The sequence below is a fragment of the Bacillus sp. FSL R5-0422 genome (genome assembly GCF_038610765.1).
Lineage (GTDB): Bacteria > Bacillota > Bacilli > Bacillales > Bacillaceae > Bacillus > Bacillus pumilus_O.
The window spans coordinates 978446-996801 of record NZ_CP152014.1 but is presented as its reverse complement, the minus strand read 5'-3'; the positions used below and the strand labels follow the sequence as shown (position 1 = coordinate 996801).

The window sequence follows — 18356 nt, the reverse complement described above, 5'->3', positions numbered from 1 at the left end:
AAAACAGATTGACAATTATTAATCTGTTATAATACAATGATAACAACAAAACGTATTGGAGGATGACAAATGCTAGGAAAAATCACAGAGTTTTTTAGAAATTTGCCCTCAAAAAAATGCACAAAATGTGGAAATGATTTAATGGAACAACATGAGTGTTACGGTAATGAATGTGAGGAATGCTCACAAGTAAGTTATCTTAAATAAGGTAAAAAATTGAATTAAAAAGCACTTTTTTCCTCCTTCATCAGTTGGAGTCAAAAGTGCTTTTTTATTTTTTCTGAAAAATAGGTAAAAAGGTAAAACCCTTGTCACAAAAGGGTTTTTTAGTATTTTCATCTGATGAGTTTTAGTTCTGAAGGCACTTTTTATTGACTTGAATCAATAATGGAGGTTCTAAGTGTTCATTTTTTCAAACAATTTTGTATTTTCTCAATATAATTTAATCGTGGACGAAACTCTTTAATTTTAGTTATACTTTAATTCATATATTAAAACTTAATATAATGGGAATATTCCTTTAATGAATATGTTAGGGAGGAAATCTATGAAAAAATTAAAATTTGGATTAGCTACACAAATCCTAATCGGTCTTATTCTCGGTGTCGTTGTTGGGGCAATCTTTTTCGGTAACCCAGGCGTTGAGACTTATTTAAAACCAATTGGAGACTTCTTCTTAAGACTCATTAAGATGATTGTGATACCAATTGTCGTATCTAGCTTAATTTTAGGTGTTGCAGGTGCCGGTGATGGTAAAAAGGTAGGGAAACTTGGTTTTAGAACCATTCTTTATTTTGAAATTATCACAACATTTGCGATTATTCTTGGTCTTGTGCTTGCAAACTTTGTTCAACCTGGTGCAGGCGTTGACTTTGGTCATACGGAAAAACAAGATATTAGCCAGTATGTTGAAACGGAAAAAGAACAAAGCGGCAAATCAATTGCTGATACGTTCCTACATATCGTTCCAACGAACTTCTTCCAATCATTGGCGGAAGGTGATTTGCTTGCGATTATTTTCTTTACTGTGTTATTTGCACTTGGCGTTTCAGCCATTGGTGAACGCGGCAAACCAGTGCTCGCCTTCTTTGAAGGTGTGTCACACGCCATGTTCCATGTCGTCAATGTTGTAATGAAAGCTGCACCATTTGGTGTCTTCGCACTCATTGGTGTGACTGTCTCAAAATTTGGTCTTGAATCTCTTATTTCATTAGGTAAGCTTGTGGGTCTTGTTTATTTTGCGCTCGCTCTCTTCCTTATCGTTGTATTCGGAATTATTGGAAAGATGATTGGCGTTAATATTTTCAGATTTCTTGCTTACATGAAAGACGAAATGCTTCTTGCCTTTAGTACATCCAGCTCTGAAACAGTTTTACCAAGAGTCATGGATAAAATGGAGCGCATTGGATGTCCGAAGGGAATTGTTTCTTTCGTTATCCCAATCGGTTATACATTTAACCTGGACGGCTCCGTCTTGTATCAAGCGATCGCTGCGCTTTTCCTTGCACAGGTATACGGCATTGACCTTACGATTGTCCAGCAGCTCACACTTATCCTTGTGCTGATGGTGACATCTAAAGGAATGGCTGCCGTTCCTGGTACGTCCTTTGTTGTATTACTTGCCACATTAGGCACAATCGGTGTACCTGCCGAAGGTCTAGCATTTATTGCAGGTGTAGATCGAATCATGGATATGGCACGTACAGTTGTTAACTTAACAGGAAATGCACTTGCAGCAGTTGTGATGTCTAAATGGGAAGGGCAATATGACCCTGAAAAAGGACATCGCGTGATGACTGGACAAGATGTACCTGAACCAACACAGCTTTCAAGCTAATGAAAAAGAACCCCGATAAATGGGGTTCTTTCAGATTGTGGACAAAGTGCTAAAATGATCTTGATTTTAGCACTTTGTCTCCTTTTCAGCGCGATAGAAAACCTTTGCAGTCTAGGAAGGACGAGTACTGGCGCGGAGCGAATTTGACATTCGTGAGCACCAGCACGCAGGACTGACAACGAATGCGAGGGTTTGTCTACACGCTGAAAGAACCCCGATAAATGGGGTTCTTTTTTTATGCTGTAATTAATGATGATTGCACGTAGTGATAAAGAAGATCCGCTGTATGGACAAGAGAATCTTCATGCGTTCGTTCAAATGCATGCGAGGAATCGATCCCAGGACCAATCAATCCATGGATGATATCATGCCCTGCTCGAATCGCTGCTGATGCATCAGAGCCGTAATAAGGGTAAATATCTAGACGATAATCAATGTTGTTCTCTTCAGCTAATGCGGCTAAATGCTTGCGTAATCCATAATGATAAGGACCGCTTGAGTCCTTCACACAAATAGACACGCTATATTCATCTGTTGATTGACCATCGCCGATCGCTCCCATATCAACAGCGAGGTATTCCACCGTTTCTTCTGGAATATTGGAGTTTCCACCGTAGCCAATCTCTTCATTATTAGAAATTAAGAAGTGCGTCGTATGCGGCAGTGTGATGTTTTCCTTTTGGATGCGATGGATGAGTCGCAGCAAAAGCGCTACACTTGCCTTGTCATCAAGGTGTCTGGATTTAATAAAACCTGATGACGTCACTTCCACTCTCGGATCAAATGAGATAAAGTCCCCTACTTGAATGCCAAGTGCTTTGACATCGTCTGCATTTTGCACCTTTTCATCAAGACGAACTTCCATATTCTCTTGGTTACGTTTTGCTTTTCCCGCATCTGCATAGACATGAACGGACGTTTGATGCATAAGAATGGTACCTGTGTATGTATGACCTGAAGCAGTTTCAATTTCACAGTACTCACCTTCGATTGAGTTATACTGAAAGCCTCCAATGAGTGCAAGACGAAGCCGTCCATTTGATTTAATTTCCTTTACCATCGCACCGAGCGTATCGACATGTGCTGTCAGCATGCGGTGTTCCTTGTCATCAGTTCCTTTAATAGTGGCAATTAAGCCGCCCTTACGATTTCGTTTTGTCTCAATATTTACATCTTGTAGAAAGCGTTCAACAAAGCCGATCACCTTTTCTGTATTCCCTGACGGACTTGGGATCGATACGAGCTTTTGAATCAGCTGAACGGTTTCGTTTACTTCCGTTGTCATTCGGCATTTCCTCCTTTGTGTGAAAGCAATTCCTTCCATGAATGCCTTTTATAGCATCTCTTCTTAAAATATATCGCTTCGGGTTCAAGATGTCTAATTTCAAATCAAAAATCCTTCCTCTATTAAGAGAAAGGATTCATTGATTAAGCTTCGTCTTGTTTCATTTTTCTTACGTTCCAAGCAAAGTATGCAGTTGTTGCGGCCATCATGATGATCGCAACTGTACCAAGAATCGCTGCTTGGTGCCATAAATAGCTATCATCACCGCTTGCAATGATCGTTCTAAATCCGTTGATCGTATACGTCATTGGAAGCAGACTATGAATGACTTGGAAGAATTTTGGTACAAGCTCAAGCGGGAATGTGCCAGCACTTGCTGCGAGCTGAAGAACTAAGATAATGACGGCAATGAAGCGTCCTGGGTTCCCCATTGTTGTCGCTAGCAGCTGAATAATCGCTAAGAATGTCAGACTGACGACGATCGCAAAGAGATAGAAGCGCCAGAGGCTTTCCACCTCAAGACCAAGCCCAAAGATGAGCATTGTACTTGCAATGACTGCTTGAAGGATACCAACAAGCAGAAGCACACTATATTTGCTGACAAACCATTCAAACGCATTTCTAGGGCGGCCAGCAGGGTCTTTCATTGGGAATACAACGGTGAGCATGAGAGCCCCAACAAAGAGTCCCATCGATAAAATATAAGGCGTGAGCCCTGTTCCATAATTATCAATCTTTTTCGCTGTATCGTTTTCTGTTTTAACAGGGCTTGCAATCATGTTGTAATTGTCTTGATTTGCATCAATTTCACCTGTTTCATCAGCAGCGCTTTTCAATTTATTGGATAATTTACCTGTACCGCTCTTTAAATCTCCTAATCCTTTATCAAGTGATTTTGAGCCTTCGGCAAGCTTAGATGTATTGCTTTGGATATTTGTTGAACCACTTTCTAGCTTATTTAACGCTGCGCTAAGCTGACTTGATCCATTGGCAAGCTTATCCGCTCCGCTTTTCGCCGTATCAAGTTTTCCATTTGCTGTTTCGAGACCATCTTGTAATTGACCTTGACCTGTTTGAAGCTTCAGTGCACCTTGATACAATTTATTCGTACCAGATGTCATTTGGTCGATCGCATTTTGTATCGCGACTGTAGACGTGTACAGCTGTTCTGTTTTCTCAGGCAGCTGTTTGACTTGCTGCAGCTGCGCTTTTGCAGATGCAACTGCTGATTGAACCTCACTTGCATCAGGCAGTTCCTGCAAGGCCGCTAAGCTTTGTTCGAGTCCAGACAGATCAGGCAGTTCGATTTTAGGCAGACTGTTTAGCTGATCGGTTGCCGCCTTTTTCTCTTCATCTGTCATAGAGCTGTTTTGGATAATGCTTTTTACTTTCGCATCTCGATTTGATAATGCTTCTTTTAATGAAGCAAGTTTTGTACTGAACGTTTTTGCGTCTTTTTTCACCTGATCGAGTTTAGGCGCCATCTTTTCAAGATTCGCTAATTCTGGTGACGATAAGACTTTTTCTACTGCTGCAATTTTTTCTGAAAAAGATTGTGCTTTGTTGTTCAGCTGCTCAATGCCTGCTGTGAATTGCGGCATTTTAGAAGCGAGCTGCTGATGTCCTTCTCGGCTCGTGTTTAACCCTTCGGTTAATGTATCAATTCCTGAACCAAGCTCTCCAAATTTCTGATCAATGGTTTGATAGCCTGTTAAAAGCTGACCAAGCCCACTGTCTAGAGACTGTATGCCTGTGTTCAGTTCACCCATTTTCCCTGCGAACTGATGAACCCCTTCGCTATAGGTTAGTGTACCCTCAGCTAATTTGGCTAAGTTGTCTTTTAACTTCGTACTGCCATCTTTTGCGCTTTTTGTTCCGTCATCAATTTTCTTCGCGCCATCGCTTGCTTGATCTAATCCTTTTGCAATGGTTTTGAAGTTATCAAAGATGACCTCGGCGTAATTTTTTGTGACTTCCTTTGAAACCGAATCTTTTAATTTGATAATGGCATTATTCGCAATTTGTGACGCCGCATAGTTGGCGCCCGGATTCGTATAATATTTCAGATTCGATTTTTTCGGATGTTTCTCTAGCACTGTACTTGCATTTTTCGAGAAGTCCTTTGGTATTTCCACAACGAGATAATAGTCCTCGTTATTTAATCCTTTTAACGCCTTGTCATGACTATCGACAAAATTCCATTTGAAATTGTCGTTTTTCTTTAATTCCTTTACTAAATCATCGCCGACTTGAAGGGTTTTCCCGTCGTAATGACTGCCTTCATCCAAGTTGACAACCGCCACAGGCAATTGATCAACTGTACCATAAGGGTCCCAGTACGCTTTTAAAAATACACCACTGTAAATCAGCGGAATAAATAAGACAGCTAAAATCGGGATCAGTAGTTTTTTGCTCGTTACAATGTCTTTCCATTGATTCCGAATTAAATTCATTGCTGTTTTCCTCCCATAGATGAATGACTAAATATACAATTTGGTCATTTGAACTCAAAAAAAATTATGTTGTTGCAGATAGTCCTTTTAAGACGTAAAGCTCCAGCGATTCAGCTACCTCTTCTTTTGTTAAAGGCTCGTATCGCTTTTCCCAATCAAAAATCAGTGCAATATATAGTTTCACCATCACAAATGCAGTCAGTTCAGGATCACAAGGCTTAATGTCGCCTTTATCCATCGCTTCTTGTACTTTCGTTTTGATATAGCGAATGATCATCTGCTCCATTTTCTCGATCATTTCCTTGACCGCTGACGTGCCAAGCTCCGCATTTTCCTGAAAAATCTTAATTGTGAGCTGGTGGTTTTTTCGAAATTCTAAAATTGCAAAGAGTGCTAAGTGAAGGTTTTCTGAGAAACTATTCTTCTCATCAATTGCTTCATCCGCAATTTTCCTCATCTCTAGTAAAAGGGATGTGAAAATTTCATCGAACAACTCTTCTTTGTTTTTGAAAAATGTATAAATGGTTCCTTTTCCGACATTGGCAAGCTTTGCCACAAGGTCCATTGTGGTCGCTTTATACCCGAATTGAGTAAATGCTTTCGTCGCACCATCTAAAATCATTTGTCTCCTATCAACACTCATGATCTCACTCCCGAAATGACTATTTGAACGTTTTGGTCATTAAGTACAGAAAGTAATATACCATATCCCTTTACCTCGATGCAACAACTTTGTTCACATTTATGATTCCCAACTCTTTTTGAATGATCCGCACATGAAAAACTCCCTTTCCATGACAGAAAAGGGAGTTGTTTTTTATGAAAATAGATACGATACAGCCTCTGAGATGGCGGCTTTTCCTTGATCAATACAATCGGGAATTCCGACACCTTCAAAAGCAGCACCTGTAATATAAACACCAGGATATGATTGCTTAAACGTTTCTCGCATGTTCGAAATAGCTTTCTGATGACCGACGTGATATTGCGGCATACTTGTCTTCCAGCGAGTCACTGTCGTCAATTCTGGATCTGCTTTAATATCCATGATTTTCTTTAAATCTTCAAGCACAATGCTGACGATTTGACTGTCTGACTGCTCGACAATTGATTCGTCGCCAGCCTTCCCTACATACGCACGCAATAGCGTTTTTCCTTTCGGAGCAGTATGCGGCCATTTTTTGTTTGTCCATGTACAGGCCGTAATAGAGAAATCACTGTTTCTTGAGATGACAAAACCAGTGCCATCATATTCATTATGAACATCCTCATCTTTAAAACCGAGTGCTACTGTTGCAACAGAAGTTGAGGTCATGTCATGCAAATACTCTAGCCCTGCTTCTTTAGGAAACATGGAATAAATCGATTGATGCGGAGTCGTGACAATGGCTGAATCGGCAAAAAGCGTTTGACCGCTGTCTAATTGCAACCCATAGCCTCCATCCGTTTTTTCAATTTGTTTGACTTTTGTCCCTTTATAGACCGTTGTCAGCTTGAGCTTACTTTCTACTGCTTCCACAAGCGACTGCAATCCTTGATTGATCGTTTGGAACTGTCCTTGTTTTTTCGCAGTCACTTGCTGCGCTTTCGCATGCTGCTGTGATTTTTTCATCCCAAGAATCAAACTTCGATGCTGCTGTTCTGTTTGATAAAATTGCGGGAAGGTCGACATTAAGCTCAGACGGTCAATATCCCCTGCATAAATGCCTGATAGAAGCGGCTCAATTAAATTCTCAACGACCTCATCACCCACACGTCTTCTAAAAAATTCACCAAGCGACTGGTCTTCCGTCTGCTTGCTTTTTGGCAACACGAAATCCATCGCCGCTCTTGCTTTTCCCGCAACTGAAAAAAGACCAGTTGTAATAAATGGGCTGATTTGAGTTGGAATCCCCATAACAGCACCTTTTGGCATCGGGTGAAGCTTTTCATTGACCAGTACATACGCTTGCCCAGTTTCATTATTGACGAGCTGATCGGACAGACCGACATCTTTTGCAAGCTGCGGCCCACTGACCTTTCTTTCTAAAAATGAATCAGGTCCACGTTCAATGATGTAGCCGTCTTTATATAATGTTTGTATTTTTCCACCTAGCCTAGGGCTCGCTTCAATAAGTGATATTTGAATCGGAAGACCTTTTTCCTCGACTTCCTTTTCCAAATAGAAGGCGGCGGCTAAACCAGTGATGCCACCGCCAATGATGACAAGGTGTTTTTGATTGTCATGCATAGGATCGCCTTCTTTTATATGATTACTTGCTTTCGTCAAGCTTCTTTAATACGACGGTTGCCAGAGCATCAATAAATGCTGGTTTCGCATTTGGCATTTCTGGACGATAGTAGGCTGCACCGATTTCATCTGTCACGACTTTACATTCATAATCGTTGTCATATAAGACTTCAAGATGATCAGCGACAAACCCAACAGGCACATACACGAATGTTTGATAGCCTTTTTGTTCAAATAAGTCCCGCGTTAAGTCTTGTACGTCTGGTCCAAGCCATGGGTCCGGTGTATTGCCTTCACTTTGCCAGCCAATTTCATAGTGTTCAATTCCTGCGCCTTCTGCAATCATTTTGGCAGATTGTGCGAGCTGATCAGGATATGGATCTCCTGCTGCAATAATTTTTTCAGGCAGGCTGTGTGCAGATACAATAAGTACTGCGGAATCTCTTTCCTCTTGACTCATTGATGCATACGTATCCTTCACTTGCTTCACCCAATAATCCACAAACTTAGGCTCATCGTACCAGCTTTCAACAGATGTAATCTGTAGATTGCCGAGCTTGTCTGCCTCATCTTGTGCACGTTTGTTATATGATTTCACACTAAATGTGGAGAAATGCGGCGCTAAAACGATACTCACAGCTTCTGTAATGCCGTCCTTGTGCATGTCAGCAACTGCATCCTCGATGAAAGGCTCGATATGTTTTAAGCCAATGTAAACATGAAATTCAATGTCGTCTTGAATATCATTCAAGTGCTCACATAAACCATGTGCCTGCTGCTCTGTAATTTTTGATAAAGGAGAAATACCGCCGATTGCCTTGTAGCGATCCTTTAAATCTTGCAGCATTTCCGGCTCCGGCTTTCTGCCTCTACGAATATGTGTATAATAACGCTCAATGTCTTCTTCTTTATACGGGGTGCCATATGCCATGACAAGAAGCCCCATTTTCTTTTTCTCCACAACCAACACTCCTTCAGATCATTCGAAATAGTTTAGATGGATGATTTTTTATGTTTAGCTGAATAATCGTGAATAAAATCGGTCAGCTTCTTTAACGTATCTGGTGAAACATCTGGAAATACCCCATGACCTAGGTTAAAGATGAAGTGATCTGATTTCATCCCTTGATCTAATATGTCTTTTGCTCTTTCTTCAATGACTTCCCAAGGAGAAAGTAAGATTGTTGGATCAAGATTTCCTTGTAACGTTTTTGTGAGCCCTTCTTTTCGTGCTTCATCTACACTCATACGCCAATCAAGTCCAACGACGTCTAGCGGCAAATCATGCCAATCTTTCACGAGATGGCTTGCACCAACTCCGTACATGATCATTGGTACATTTTCACTCTTCAACTCTGTGAAAATTCGCTGCATGACAGGTTTAATGAATGTCCGGTAGTCCGCTGCATTTAATGCGCCCACCCATGAGTCGAAGATTTGAAACGCACTGACCCCTGCTTTTACCTGGGCACGTATGTACGTGATCGTCATATCCGCTAATTTGTTCATGAGCAGCATCCATGTCTCTGGCTCACTGTACATGAGCGCTTTTGTTTTATGATAGTTTTTAGATGGACCGCCTTCAATCATATAGCTCGCCATCGTAAATGGTGCACCAGCAAAACCGATAAGCGGTACATTTAGCTGCTCCTTCGTTAAAAGCTGAATGGTGTCAAGCACATATGGCAGGTCTTCTTCTGGATGAAGTTCCCCAAGACGTTCGATATCTGCTTTTGTGCGAATCGGTGAATCGATGACAGGTCCAATGCCATTTTTAATTTCAACGTCCACTCCAATAGCTGGAAGCGGGGTCATAATATCTTTATATAAAATCGCGGCATCTACACCATATTGTTCTACAGGAAGTCGTGTTACATAAGCACATAGCTCTGGCTGATGCGTAATTTCAAATAGCCCGTACTTTTCTTTAAGGGCACGATATTCAGGCTGTGAGCGTCCTGCCTGCCTCATATACCAAGCTGGTACATGGTCTGTTTTTTCCCCTTTGCACGCCTTTAAGAACGTGTCATTAAAAGCCTTCGTTTTTCCCATTACCTTTCATTCCACCTTTCGCCTTACACTCTCTTTGTATAAGGCTCAAACACTGCTTTTACTATACCGCTTTTTCAAGGCACGGTATACTAAACCGGCTCATTGTTCAAAAAATCGCCGAATATTAACGTCCAAAAGCCTCTGGCTTGACATATGGACTGCCTTCTCCTTCTTCTTCCGTTTGGGTATTATATGGAACCACCTTATATTCCGCATCTGAAAACACATTAGCATACGGCATTGTGTAGTTATTTGCGCCTGTCACTGAATCGATCAGCGTCTCGTTTCCATTCCTCTTTTCATAAATACGGTATTCAACCCGTTTATCCTCTTGCTTCTCCCAAGACAGCTCTAATGTAAACAATCCTTTGATTTTAAACACATAGCGGGCTTCAAATCCAGAAAACCCTTCTAATTGAATTGGTGCTTGAAGTTCTTTAATGCCCTCTGGTTTTTTAAACGTTTCATTCGTCATTTGGGCTGCCGTTAATATATCCTTAAACAGCTGCACTGGGAATTGACTTCCGCCAGTTAAGTAGTGACTGTTATCGGTTTTGTCATACCCCATCCAGATCGCACCCGTTGTACTTGGTGTATAGCCGGCAAACCAAGCATCCTTTGTTGCACCCTTCACACCTGAATATGTGGTGGTGCCTGTTTTCCCTGCTAAGTCTCCAGCATATGAACCGCTCTGGGCTGTTCCGCCTTTGACAACTTGCTGCAGCATTCTTGTCATATTCCAAGCATTCTGCACGCTAAACACTCGTTCTGACTTACTGCGATTTTTCTCTACCGTTTCTCCTTCATCATTGGTGATTTTCTGAATGAAGAAAGGCTTTTTATATACACCTTCGTTTGCAAATGTGTGGTAAGCTCCCGCAATTTGAAGTGGAGAAACCCCTTTTTCTAAACCACCAAGGGCTATCGCAAGTCCTTGATCCGAAATATCGATTCCCATTTTCTCGAGATACGTTTTCGAAGTATCAATACCAAGCTGGCTTAATGTCCACACCGCTGCTGTATTTTTACTTTTCATGAGGGCCTCCACCATCGTGACCTTGCCTTCATACTGCCCATCGTAATTCTTTGGTGAATAGCCGTCATAGCTTTTTTCTTCGTCTTCAAGCAGGGAATAAGGTCGGAATTTTTTCTCCTGTAGCGCAGGTCCGTATACTGCGATCGGCTTGAAAACAGATCCAGGCTGCCTCACAGCTGTCACCCTGTTATAACCCCTCGCTTGATATTCTCGCCCTCCGATTGCAGCTTTTACTCCTCCAGACTCATTATCAATAAAGATAGCACTGCTTTCAGGAGAACCGCTTTTTCCCGGGAAATAACGATTGTTTTTCATCGCATCGTAAGCGACCTTTTGCAGATTCATATCGATCGGAACTGTTATGGTATAACCACCTTGAAGTAATTGTTCATGTGAAATGGAATACTCTGATTCTGCTTCCTTAATGATAAGATCGACATAGCTGTCCACCCAAGGCGTTTCTGATTTCTTTTTTAAATGAATGCCTAGTGTTCTTCCTTTTGCTTCTACTGTTTCTGTTGATGATAAATACCCTTGCTCATTCATTAAATTAAGGATCGTGTCCCGTCTTTGTTTATTTTTATCAGGGTGTAAAACAGGCGAGTAAGTAGACGGCGCCTTTGGCATCGCAGCAAGTGTCGCTCCTTCACTGACAGTTAAATCTTTCACATCTTTACTAAAGTAATAATTGGCTGCTGCCTGAATACCGTAGACGCCATGACCGAAGTAAAGCTGATTCAAATACATTTCGAGCAGCTTATCCTTTGAATAGTCTCTTTCTAAATTAATCGCAATGATGACTTCTTTTGTTTTTCGCAGAAAGGTTTTGTCATTTGTGAGAAAAATATTTTTTGCGAGCTGCTGAGTAATGGTACTGCCGCCCTCTACCTTTCCACCTGCTAATATATCTCGATAAACCGCCCTTGAAATTGACTGCGCATCAATTCCATGATGCTCATAAAACCGCTTGTCCTCGACAGCCACAAAAGCTTTTGCTACTTTATCGGGTACATCCTTTATTGACACAGGGTCCCGATTTTCTGAATACATACTTGTGAGTTCTTTTCCATTCTGATCAATGATTTGGGATGAAGCATGAAATACAAGCTTCTTTTCATCTATGACATAATGTCCTAAAAATAAAATGGTCAGATAGCCAATAAATGAAAGTACAATGGTACTTCCTACAATGACTAATGGAATGATTATCTTCTTTTTCTTCAAATTAGGTCACCTCATTCCTTTATACGGATAGTATGGGATGTATTGCTTCATAATATGTTTTATGGATTGACTACCAAAGAATTATATATCATTCTTTTGTTATACTATCAAGCAGGAGGCGGTTTAGATGAATGTCTATATGACTTATGGAACAGCAGATTTCTTACATAAAATCGCAAAAAAACACGATCAGGAAAATCTGCTTTATATGGTCGGAAAAGAACAAGCAGCTCTTTTCCATGAGACGGAGGGTGAGACTGTTTTTAAAGCCCCACATGCCTATGATGTGATTTATGCAAAAGGTGAACTTGCCCATTCCGGTTTCGTCACCTTGAATCATATCCCTGTGAAGCTTGAAAGTAGAGCACTGTTTGAATCTACTTTCAAGAAAAAGACGAATATCTCAGAACATCAGCGGGGCTTCAAGGCTCTTCGAGTGTTAAGACCGAAAAAAGATGAAGAAGTGTATTTAATTATGACACTTTGGGAATCAGAGGACTTATTTGAAGACTTTCAAGAATCAGAAGCATTCTTTCAGCCAAACGATGATACTGGCTCCATCTTCTCTCGTCCTGCTTATCTCACATCCTATCATGCCGTTACAGACAATTAAGGAAGTGCTGCTCTCAGCACTTCTCAGCGTGTAGACAAACCCTCGCATTCGTTGTCAGTCCTGCGTGCTGGTGCTCACGAATGTCAAATTCGCTCCGCGCCAGTACTCGTCCTTCCTAGACTTCAAAGGTTTTCTATCACGCTGAAAAGAAGACAAAGGGCTAAAATAAACTTCATTTTAGCCCTTTGTCAACAATCTGGGAAGTGCTGCTCTCAGCACTTCTTTTTTCATGAAAAAAAGCCCAATCAATGGGCTCTTTATTAGCGTCGTGATGTCAGCTCGTACCGATGAATGATCGGCTGAAGGACATAGAAATTCAATAGGATCCATCCTAATAAGATCGGCCACTTTAACATAGGTGAAGCCCCTTTCAATTGAATGAGCATCACCAATAGCGGAATCAAACAGATCAGGAAAAAACTCATTTTCGATATAAAGGTTTCTTTGATTTGATGCCGACAGCTTGGACACATCATCATTTTCGTATGTGATAAATGAAACTTTTCAACGAAAGAAAACACTTTCGAACAATTTGGACAGCTTCCCAATACAATTCCTCCCTTTCCCCGCTTCATAGACACTTCGACTTTTATGTAAAATGACCTTTGATGCGCATGTGACATCCTCTTCTGTTGAAAGATTCTAACAATTACCATACAATCAGTAAAAGAGCATGAAGGAGGTTTTCAAATCAATGACAATATCTACTTTACAAAAAAGCATCAATGAACGTCTTGATGAACATTATGAGGAAATGGTTGAAATTAGACGCCATCTCCACATGAATCCTGAACTTTCTTTCCAGGAAGAAGAAACAGCCGCTTTCATCGCCAGCTACTACGACAAATTACATATACCCACACGTACACAGGTAGGCGGCCATGGTGTACTCGCCTTTATTGAAGGAACTTCTCCGGGGCCGACGATTGCCCTCAGAGCTGATTTCGATGCACTCCCTATCCATGATGAAAAGGAAGTGCCTTACAAATCAACAAAACCTGGTGTGATGCATGCATGCGGGCACGATGGTCACACAGCGACACTGCTTGTCTTAGCGAAAATTTTGAATGAGCACCGTGATCAATTAAAAGGGAAAATCGTCCTCATCCATCAGCACGCAGAAGAATATGCGCCAGGCGGTGCAAAACCAATGATTGAAGACGGCTGCTTAGACAGTGTCGATGTCATATTCGGTACACACCTTTGGTCTCCAGAGCCCTGTGGCACAGTTCTTTATAAAAGCGGGAACTTTATGGCAGCTGCTGACCGCTTCTCTATTCGAGTTCAGGGGAAAGGCGGACACGGCGCCCAGCCTCACTTAACGAAAGATGCTGTCCTCATCGGTTCACAAATCGTGGCAAACTTGCAACAAGTCGTTGCCCGTAAAGTGAATCCAGTTGATTCTGCTGTTGTATCTGTTGGAGGTTTTGTAGCAGAGAATGCTTTTAACGTCATTGCAGATTCTGCCGTTTTGACTGGTACTGCACGGTCCTTTGAAGAAAGTGCACGACACACCATCGAACGAGAAATTGAACAGGTCGTGAAAGGGGTGTGCGCCATGCATGATGCAGGATACACATATGAATATGTGAGAGGATATCCTGCTGTCAAAAATCATCCAAAGCCGACTGAATTTATTGCTGACATCGCCAAGCAAACAGATGGTGTCATAGAAGTAAAAGAAGCGGAAACCCAAATGGGTGGAGAAGATTTTGCTTACTACCTTCAGCATGTCCCTGGTACCTTCTTTTACACAGGCGCCATGCCGGAAAACAGCGACGACGCATATCCCCATCACCATCCGAAGTTTGATATCAACGAAAAAGCAATGCCAGTCGCAGCGAAGGTACTCGCGAGTGCCGTCCTTTCCTACGATGAATAAAAAAAAGCCGCTGGCAAACAGCGGCTTTTCTATTTCTTTTCTTTCAACACCCGTAAGTGAAACACATGGCGAGCGACATCTCCTAGTTGTCCTGTCAGATGATGATTTGCTACACCACCAACAGCGGCTCCGACGACCGGCATTAATTGAAACAGCTTCACTAGGTCAATGTAATCTCGATATTCCTGCTGAAAGCTGTACCAATCCATTTCCTCGCGGCTTGTTTCCCAATCATCTATGATGCTCATCATTTTTTGACGATGAGCACTACCAGAAAAGGCAAGTTGAAATATACAGAGCAAAAAGAGTCTTTCCTCTTTTTGAGACAAATCAAAACCATAAATACACGCCAGCTCATAAAGACATTTCATCTTAATGCTAAGCAGTAGCGGAAAGTCCGCCATACCGAGCAAAATACCACCTGCACCTGTTCCAATTCCTTCAATCGCAGCTGCCTTTTGATAGTATTTCACTTTCTCTTTTGCCAGTTCATTTCGCTCAATGATGGATAATTGCTCATCCATGACTGTAAATGAAGTGAAGTGAGATCCTGATACGGTGGATTCAACCATTGTTTTGACCGCACTTGTGATGACTTGATGAAACCTGGCAGGGATTCGGCGGTTCACCTGCTGCTGAACTCCTTTTGAAAACCGTTCGATCTTTGAAGGTTTTCTTAAAAATCGCGTTTGAAAAAGAATGGCTTCTTCATATAACTCCCGTTCAGCTGCATTCATCCGGTCCCCTCCTTGATGTCATCATACGCTCGCTGTCTGTCACATATATCTGCCTATCTCATCTTTTTTAATCGACTGAGTACGTATGGCTTGAAGAGGACAAGCACAAATGCCAAAGAAATCAGAAGGGCAAGTCCACTTCCCTGCCATCCTCCTGCCGGTAGGACTGCACAGCTCAGCAATATCGATTGGATGATGAGCACGTTACGGACGAGAATAAAAAAGCTCCGATCCTTTTCTTGCTGAGCAACAGGATAAAGTGCCTGTAATGAAAGATGGGCAAAGTGCTTCGTTAATGGCACAAGCTGGACACCTGTGATAAACACGGTGAACAACACAAGCAATGCCCCCACCCAGCCTGCTGCACCTGTATACAAAATAATCAGCACAAAGACGGCAGTTAGCCTAAACACGAGACCGAAATAGTCATTTGATCGTAAAAATGCCCTCACATACATGTAAGAAAATGTTTTACGCTGATCATACGGAACAAACTGCAAAAGCCAGTCCATATAGACTCTTCTTTTCACCTGTTTCTTCAAATGAGGCACATCTGTAAATAAATTGGCCAAACGATAAAAACGCTGTTTTCGTTTTAATTCGTCAGATATGTGCAGTTCCCATTGAAAAGGCTGCTTTTTGACTGCATTGGTTAAGTAAACAAGATAGACACCATAGATGAGATAAAAAACGATTGCGATTGCATAGGATGCCTGTAAAACGGTATAGATTAAAATCATATTCAACAGAAAACGAAGGACTGCATCAAGCCATCTCATCTGTTTTCCCTGAAAATACGTCATTCTCCATTGAATCGCTGTATTCAGACCCTTGATCAAAATCATTTGCGCCAATATAAGTACATACATCTTGATGCCGCCTGAAGACACTGCCGAATAAAGCGGGAGTGCGACAATGGATACAGCAATGAGAGGAAACAGCTGAGAAATGAAGCTAAAGTTAAAGGCTTGTTTTAAATAAGGCTCCATCTTCCCTTCCAAAGGAAGCAAAAACACGAGATCTGCTTCTTTGATCAACGTCCGCACGTAAGAGCTTGTCAGCACCAATGAGAAAACAACTGCCATGACCCAGTAGGAAGGAAAATGAGCTGGAATATGTTTGAGCCAATTACTATACCAGCTCGCTCCGCCTGCAAGGAAAAAAATGAGCACAATGACAAGATGATCATTGAACATGTATTTTAAATATTTTCTTGTATCTTGTATGTGTTCCTCTAATCGTGATTTCCAAATGCTTTGCGTCGTTTTACTCATAGCTTTCTTCCTTTGTTAATTCCAAATAAAGATCATCGAGTGTCGCATCTCTCATATTGAACTGTTCTCTCAGCTCCGTCAGGGTTCCTTTCGCTCTAATTTCCCCTTCGTGCAAAATAATAAAAGAATCACAATAGCGTTCTGCTGTCGCCAAGATATGCGTCGACATCAGGACACTAGCGCCGTTTTTCTTCGCGGCATTCATCCGTTCAAGCAGTGCATTAATCGCAAGAGGATCGAGTCCTAAGAACGGTTCATCAATGATATACAGTTCTGGTTCAACAAGAAATGCACACATAATCATGACCTTCTGCTTCATTCCTTTTGAAAAATGAGCAGGGAACCACTTCAAACGTTTCTCCATTCGAAATTCTTTCAGCAATGACGGCAGCCGTTCATCTAATTGTTCCTTAGACAGTCCGTAAGCCATCGCTGTTAGCTCTAAATGCTCTTTTAAAGTTAATTCTTCATATAATACAGGTGTTTCTGGAATAAACGTAAATTGCGAACGATACGCCTCTTGATCATCTTGAAGGGTTCGCCCGTTCAATTCAATCATACCTTTGTGCGGTTTCATGAGTCCGATGATATGGCGAATGGTGGTGCTTTTCCCCGCCCCGTTTAAGCCGATGAGACCAACAATTTGATTTCTTTCTAATTCAAATGAGATATTTTTTAGAACGGGATTCTTCGTATATCCACCCGTTACATCTTTTACAGTGAGAAGGGACATGAATTCGTTCCTTTCTTTCGTTTTTCCTTTATAGTAACAAAAACGAAAGGTAATTTGAAATGTTTACCTTTAGACAAGTTATGAATAAAAAATAGGCATCTTGGTCATCATAATGTATGTAGAAGAAATGAACTTGATGACCAATAAGTAAATGAGGTGTTTGTTAAAGGCAAAGAACCGCATGACAAGTTGGTTTTTCATCTAAAAACCTTAGCTTCTGTTTTGCTTCACTGATTCTTGATTTTTGTGTCCTATACAATATGTATACGACAAACCAAAACGTCAAATGAGGTGTTTACGGCAGAAATAGCAGGCATATGAATTCTTTATTTCAGTAAATAGAGAATTCAAAAGGCATATCGAATGAAAGCATCAGCATTTCTTCTGCAGGAGCAGGATGAGCGACCAAAGGAGTTCGCTTGTCCTGTTTTCTTTTTTGCTCATTTTTGTGATACGATGAAGGAAAATGAATGAGGAGTGACATGACGTGAGCGATTGTATTTTTTGCAAGATCCTTGATGGAGACATTCCATGTGCAAAAGTATATGAAGACGAGCATGTATTGGCTTTTCTAGATATTAGCCAAGTAACAAAAGGGCATACCCTTGTAATCCCGAAAATACATAAAGAAAACATCTATGACATGACATCAGAAGTGTCTAATCACTACTTCCAAGCGATTCCGAAAATTGCAAGGGCGATCAAACAGGAATTTGAACCCATTGGATTAAACCTTTTAAACAACAATGGCGAAAAAGCTGGACAATCTGTGTTCCATTACCACATGCATATCATTCCGCGTTACGGCAAAGGCGATGGCTTTGGTGCCGTATGGAAGTCACATCAAGATCAATATACGTCAGAGGATTTAAAAGACATTTCTTCTGCCATTCATACGCGCCTTACCTCATCTTAATAGATGAGGTTTTTCTCATTTCTGCCCCTTTTTCTCCCCTTTGTTTCTTAATAGTAAGATATTTAGAACGATTCAAATTTTTTG

General features: G+C 41.3%; 15 protein-coding genes. 5 read left to right on the top strand and 10 right to left on the bottom strand.

From position 1 onward, the window contains the following. Window positions 1-69 precede the first annotated feature (69 nt). Together yhfH and MKX52_RS04915 are read left to right on the top strand one after the other, a co-directional pair. Window positions 70-207: a protein YhfH gene (gene yhfH / locus MKX52_RS04920; protein WP_008359029.1), complete on the top strand. Its 138-nt coding sequence runs from the start codon at window positions 70-72 to the stop codon at window positions 205-207. Between the two features lie 340 nt (window positions 208-547). After that, a complete protein-coding gene (locus MKX52_RS04915) occupies window positions 548-1837 on the top strand; it encodes a cation:dicarboxylase symporter family transporter (protein ID WP_012009468.1) in 1290 nt (429 codons plus the stop codon). Window positions 1838-2072: 235 nt separating this feature from the next. Here the strand turns inward: MKX52_RS04915 and MKX52_RS04910 are convergent, their stop codons facing one another. From MKX52_RS04910 to MKX52_RS04880, 7 genes are all read right to left on the bottom strand, one after another. After that, on the bottom strand, window positions 2073-3122 hold the full coding sequence (locus MKX52_RS04910) for a M42 family metallopeptidase (RefSeq protein WP_217016516.1): 1050 nt from the start codon (window positions 3120-3122) through the stop codon (window positions 2073-2075). 143 nt (window positions 3123-3265) lie between these two features. Then, window positions 3266-5575, bottom strand: a complete 2310-nt coding sequence (locus MKX52_RS04905; RefSeq protein ID WP_216888428.1) for a YhgE/Pip domain-containing protein — start codon at window positions 5573-5575, stop codon at window positions 3266-3268. 64 nt (window positions 5576-5639) lie between these two features. Continuing rightward, window positions 5640-6218 (bottom strand): TetR/AcrR family transcriptional regulator, encoded by a 579-nt coding sequence (locus tag MKX52_RS04900; RefSeq protein ID WP_012009464.1) that lies wholly within the window; start codon window positions 6216-6218, stop codon window positions 5640-5642. 174 nt (window positions 6219-6392) lie between these two features. Further along, window positions 6393-7805: a protoporphyrinogen oxidase gene (gene hemY, locus MKX52_RS04895; RefSeq protein ID WP_088003652.1), complete on the bottom strand. Its 1413-nt coding sequence runs from the start codon at window positions 7803-7805 to the stop codon at window positions 6393-6395. 22 nt (window positions 7806-7827) lie between these two features. After that, a complete protein-coding gene (gene hemH / locus MKX52_RS04890) occupies window positions 7828-8766 on the bottom strand; it encodes a ferrochelatase (RefSeq protein WP_012009462.1) in 939 nt (312 codons plus the stop codon). A gap of 32 nt (window positions 8767-8798) precedes the next feature. Beyond that, window positions 8799-9857: a uroporphyrinogen decarboxylase gene (gene hemE / locus MKX52_RS04885; protein WP_012009461.1), complete on the bottom strand. Its 1059-nt coding sequence runs from the start codon at window positions 9855-9857 to the stop codon at window positions 8799-8801. Window positions 9858-9981: 124 nt separating this feature from the next. After that, entirely contained in the window at window positions 9982-12117 is a 2136-nt protein-coding gene (locus tag MKX52_RS04880; protein WP_342491586.1) for a PBP1A family penicillin-binding protein, read from the bottom strand. A gap of 127 nt (window positions 12118-12244) precedes the next feature. Here MKX52_RS04880 and MKX52_RS04875 point away from each other — a divergent pair, with 127 nt between their 5' ends. After that, window positions 12245-12730: an antibiotic biosynthesis monooxygenase gene (locus MKX52_RS04875; protein ID WP_119124647.1), complete on the top strand. Its 486-nt coding sequence runs from the start codon at window positions 12245-12247 to the stop codon at window positions 12728-12730. A 694-nt stretch (window positions 12731-13424) separates the two neighbouring features. Next, window positions 13425-14612: a M20 family metallopeptidase gene (locus tag MKX52_RS04870; RefSeq protein WP_342491585.1), complete on the top strand. Its 1188-nt coding sequence runs from the start codon at window positions 13425-13427 to the stop codon at window positions 14610-14612. 29 nt (window positions 14613-14641) lie between these two features. Here the strand turns inward: MKX52_RS04870 and MKX52_RS04865 are convergent, their stop codons facing one another. From MKX52_RS04865 to MKX52_RS04855, 3 genes are read right to left on the bottom strand one after another with little or no spacing between them, the layout of a single operon-like run. Continuing rightward, window positions 14642-15349: an EcsC family protein gene (locus MKX52_RS04865; protein ID WP_342491584.1), complete on the bottom strand. Its 708-nt coding sequence runs from the start codon at window positions 15347-15349 to the stop codon at window positions 14642-14644. 53 nt (window positions 15350-15402) lie between these two features. Continuing rightward, window positions 15403-16623: an ABC transporter permease gene (locus MKX52_RS04860; RefSeq protein WP_342491583.1), complete on the bottom strand. Its 1221-nt coding sequence runs from the start codon at window positions 16621-16623 to the stop codon at window positions 15403-15405. Next, window positions 16616-17356 carry an ABC transporter ATP-binding protein gene (locus MKX52_RS04855; protein ID WP_342491582.1) on the bottom strand — a complete coding sequence of 247 codons (741 nt, stop codon included), beginning with the start codon at window positions 17354-17356 and terminating at the stop codon, window positions 16616-16618. Before MKX52_RS04855 ends, MKX52_RS04860 begins: the two co-directional genes overlap by 8 nt. A 487-nt stretch (window positions 17357-17843) precedes the next feature. Between MKX52_RS04855 and MKX52_RS04850 the strand changes: the two genes are divergently transcribed. Continuing rightward, window positions 17844-18272 (top strand): HIT family protein, encoded by a 429-nt coding sequence (locus MKX52_RS04850; RefSeq protein WP_342491581.1) that lies wholly within the window; start codon window positions 17844-17846, stop codon window positions 18270-18272. Window positions 18273-18356: the final 84 nt, after the last annotated feature.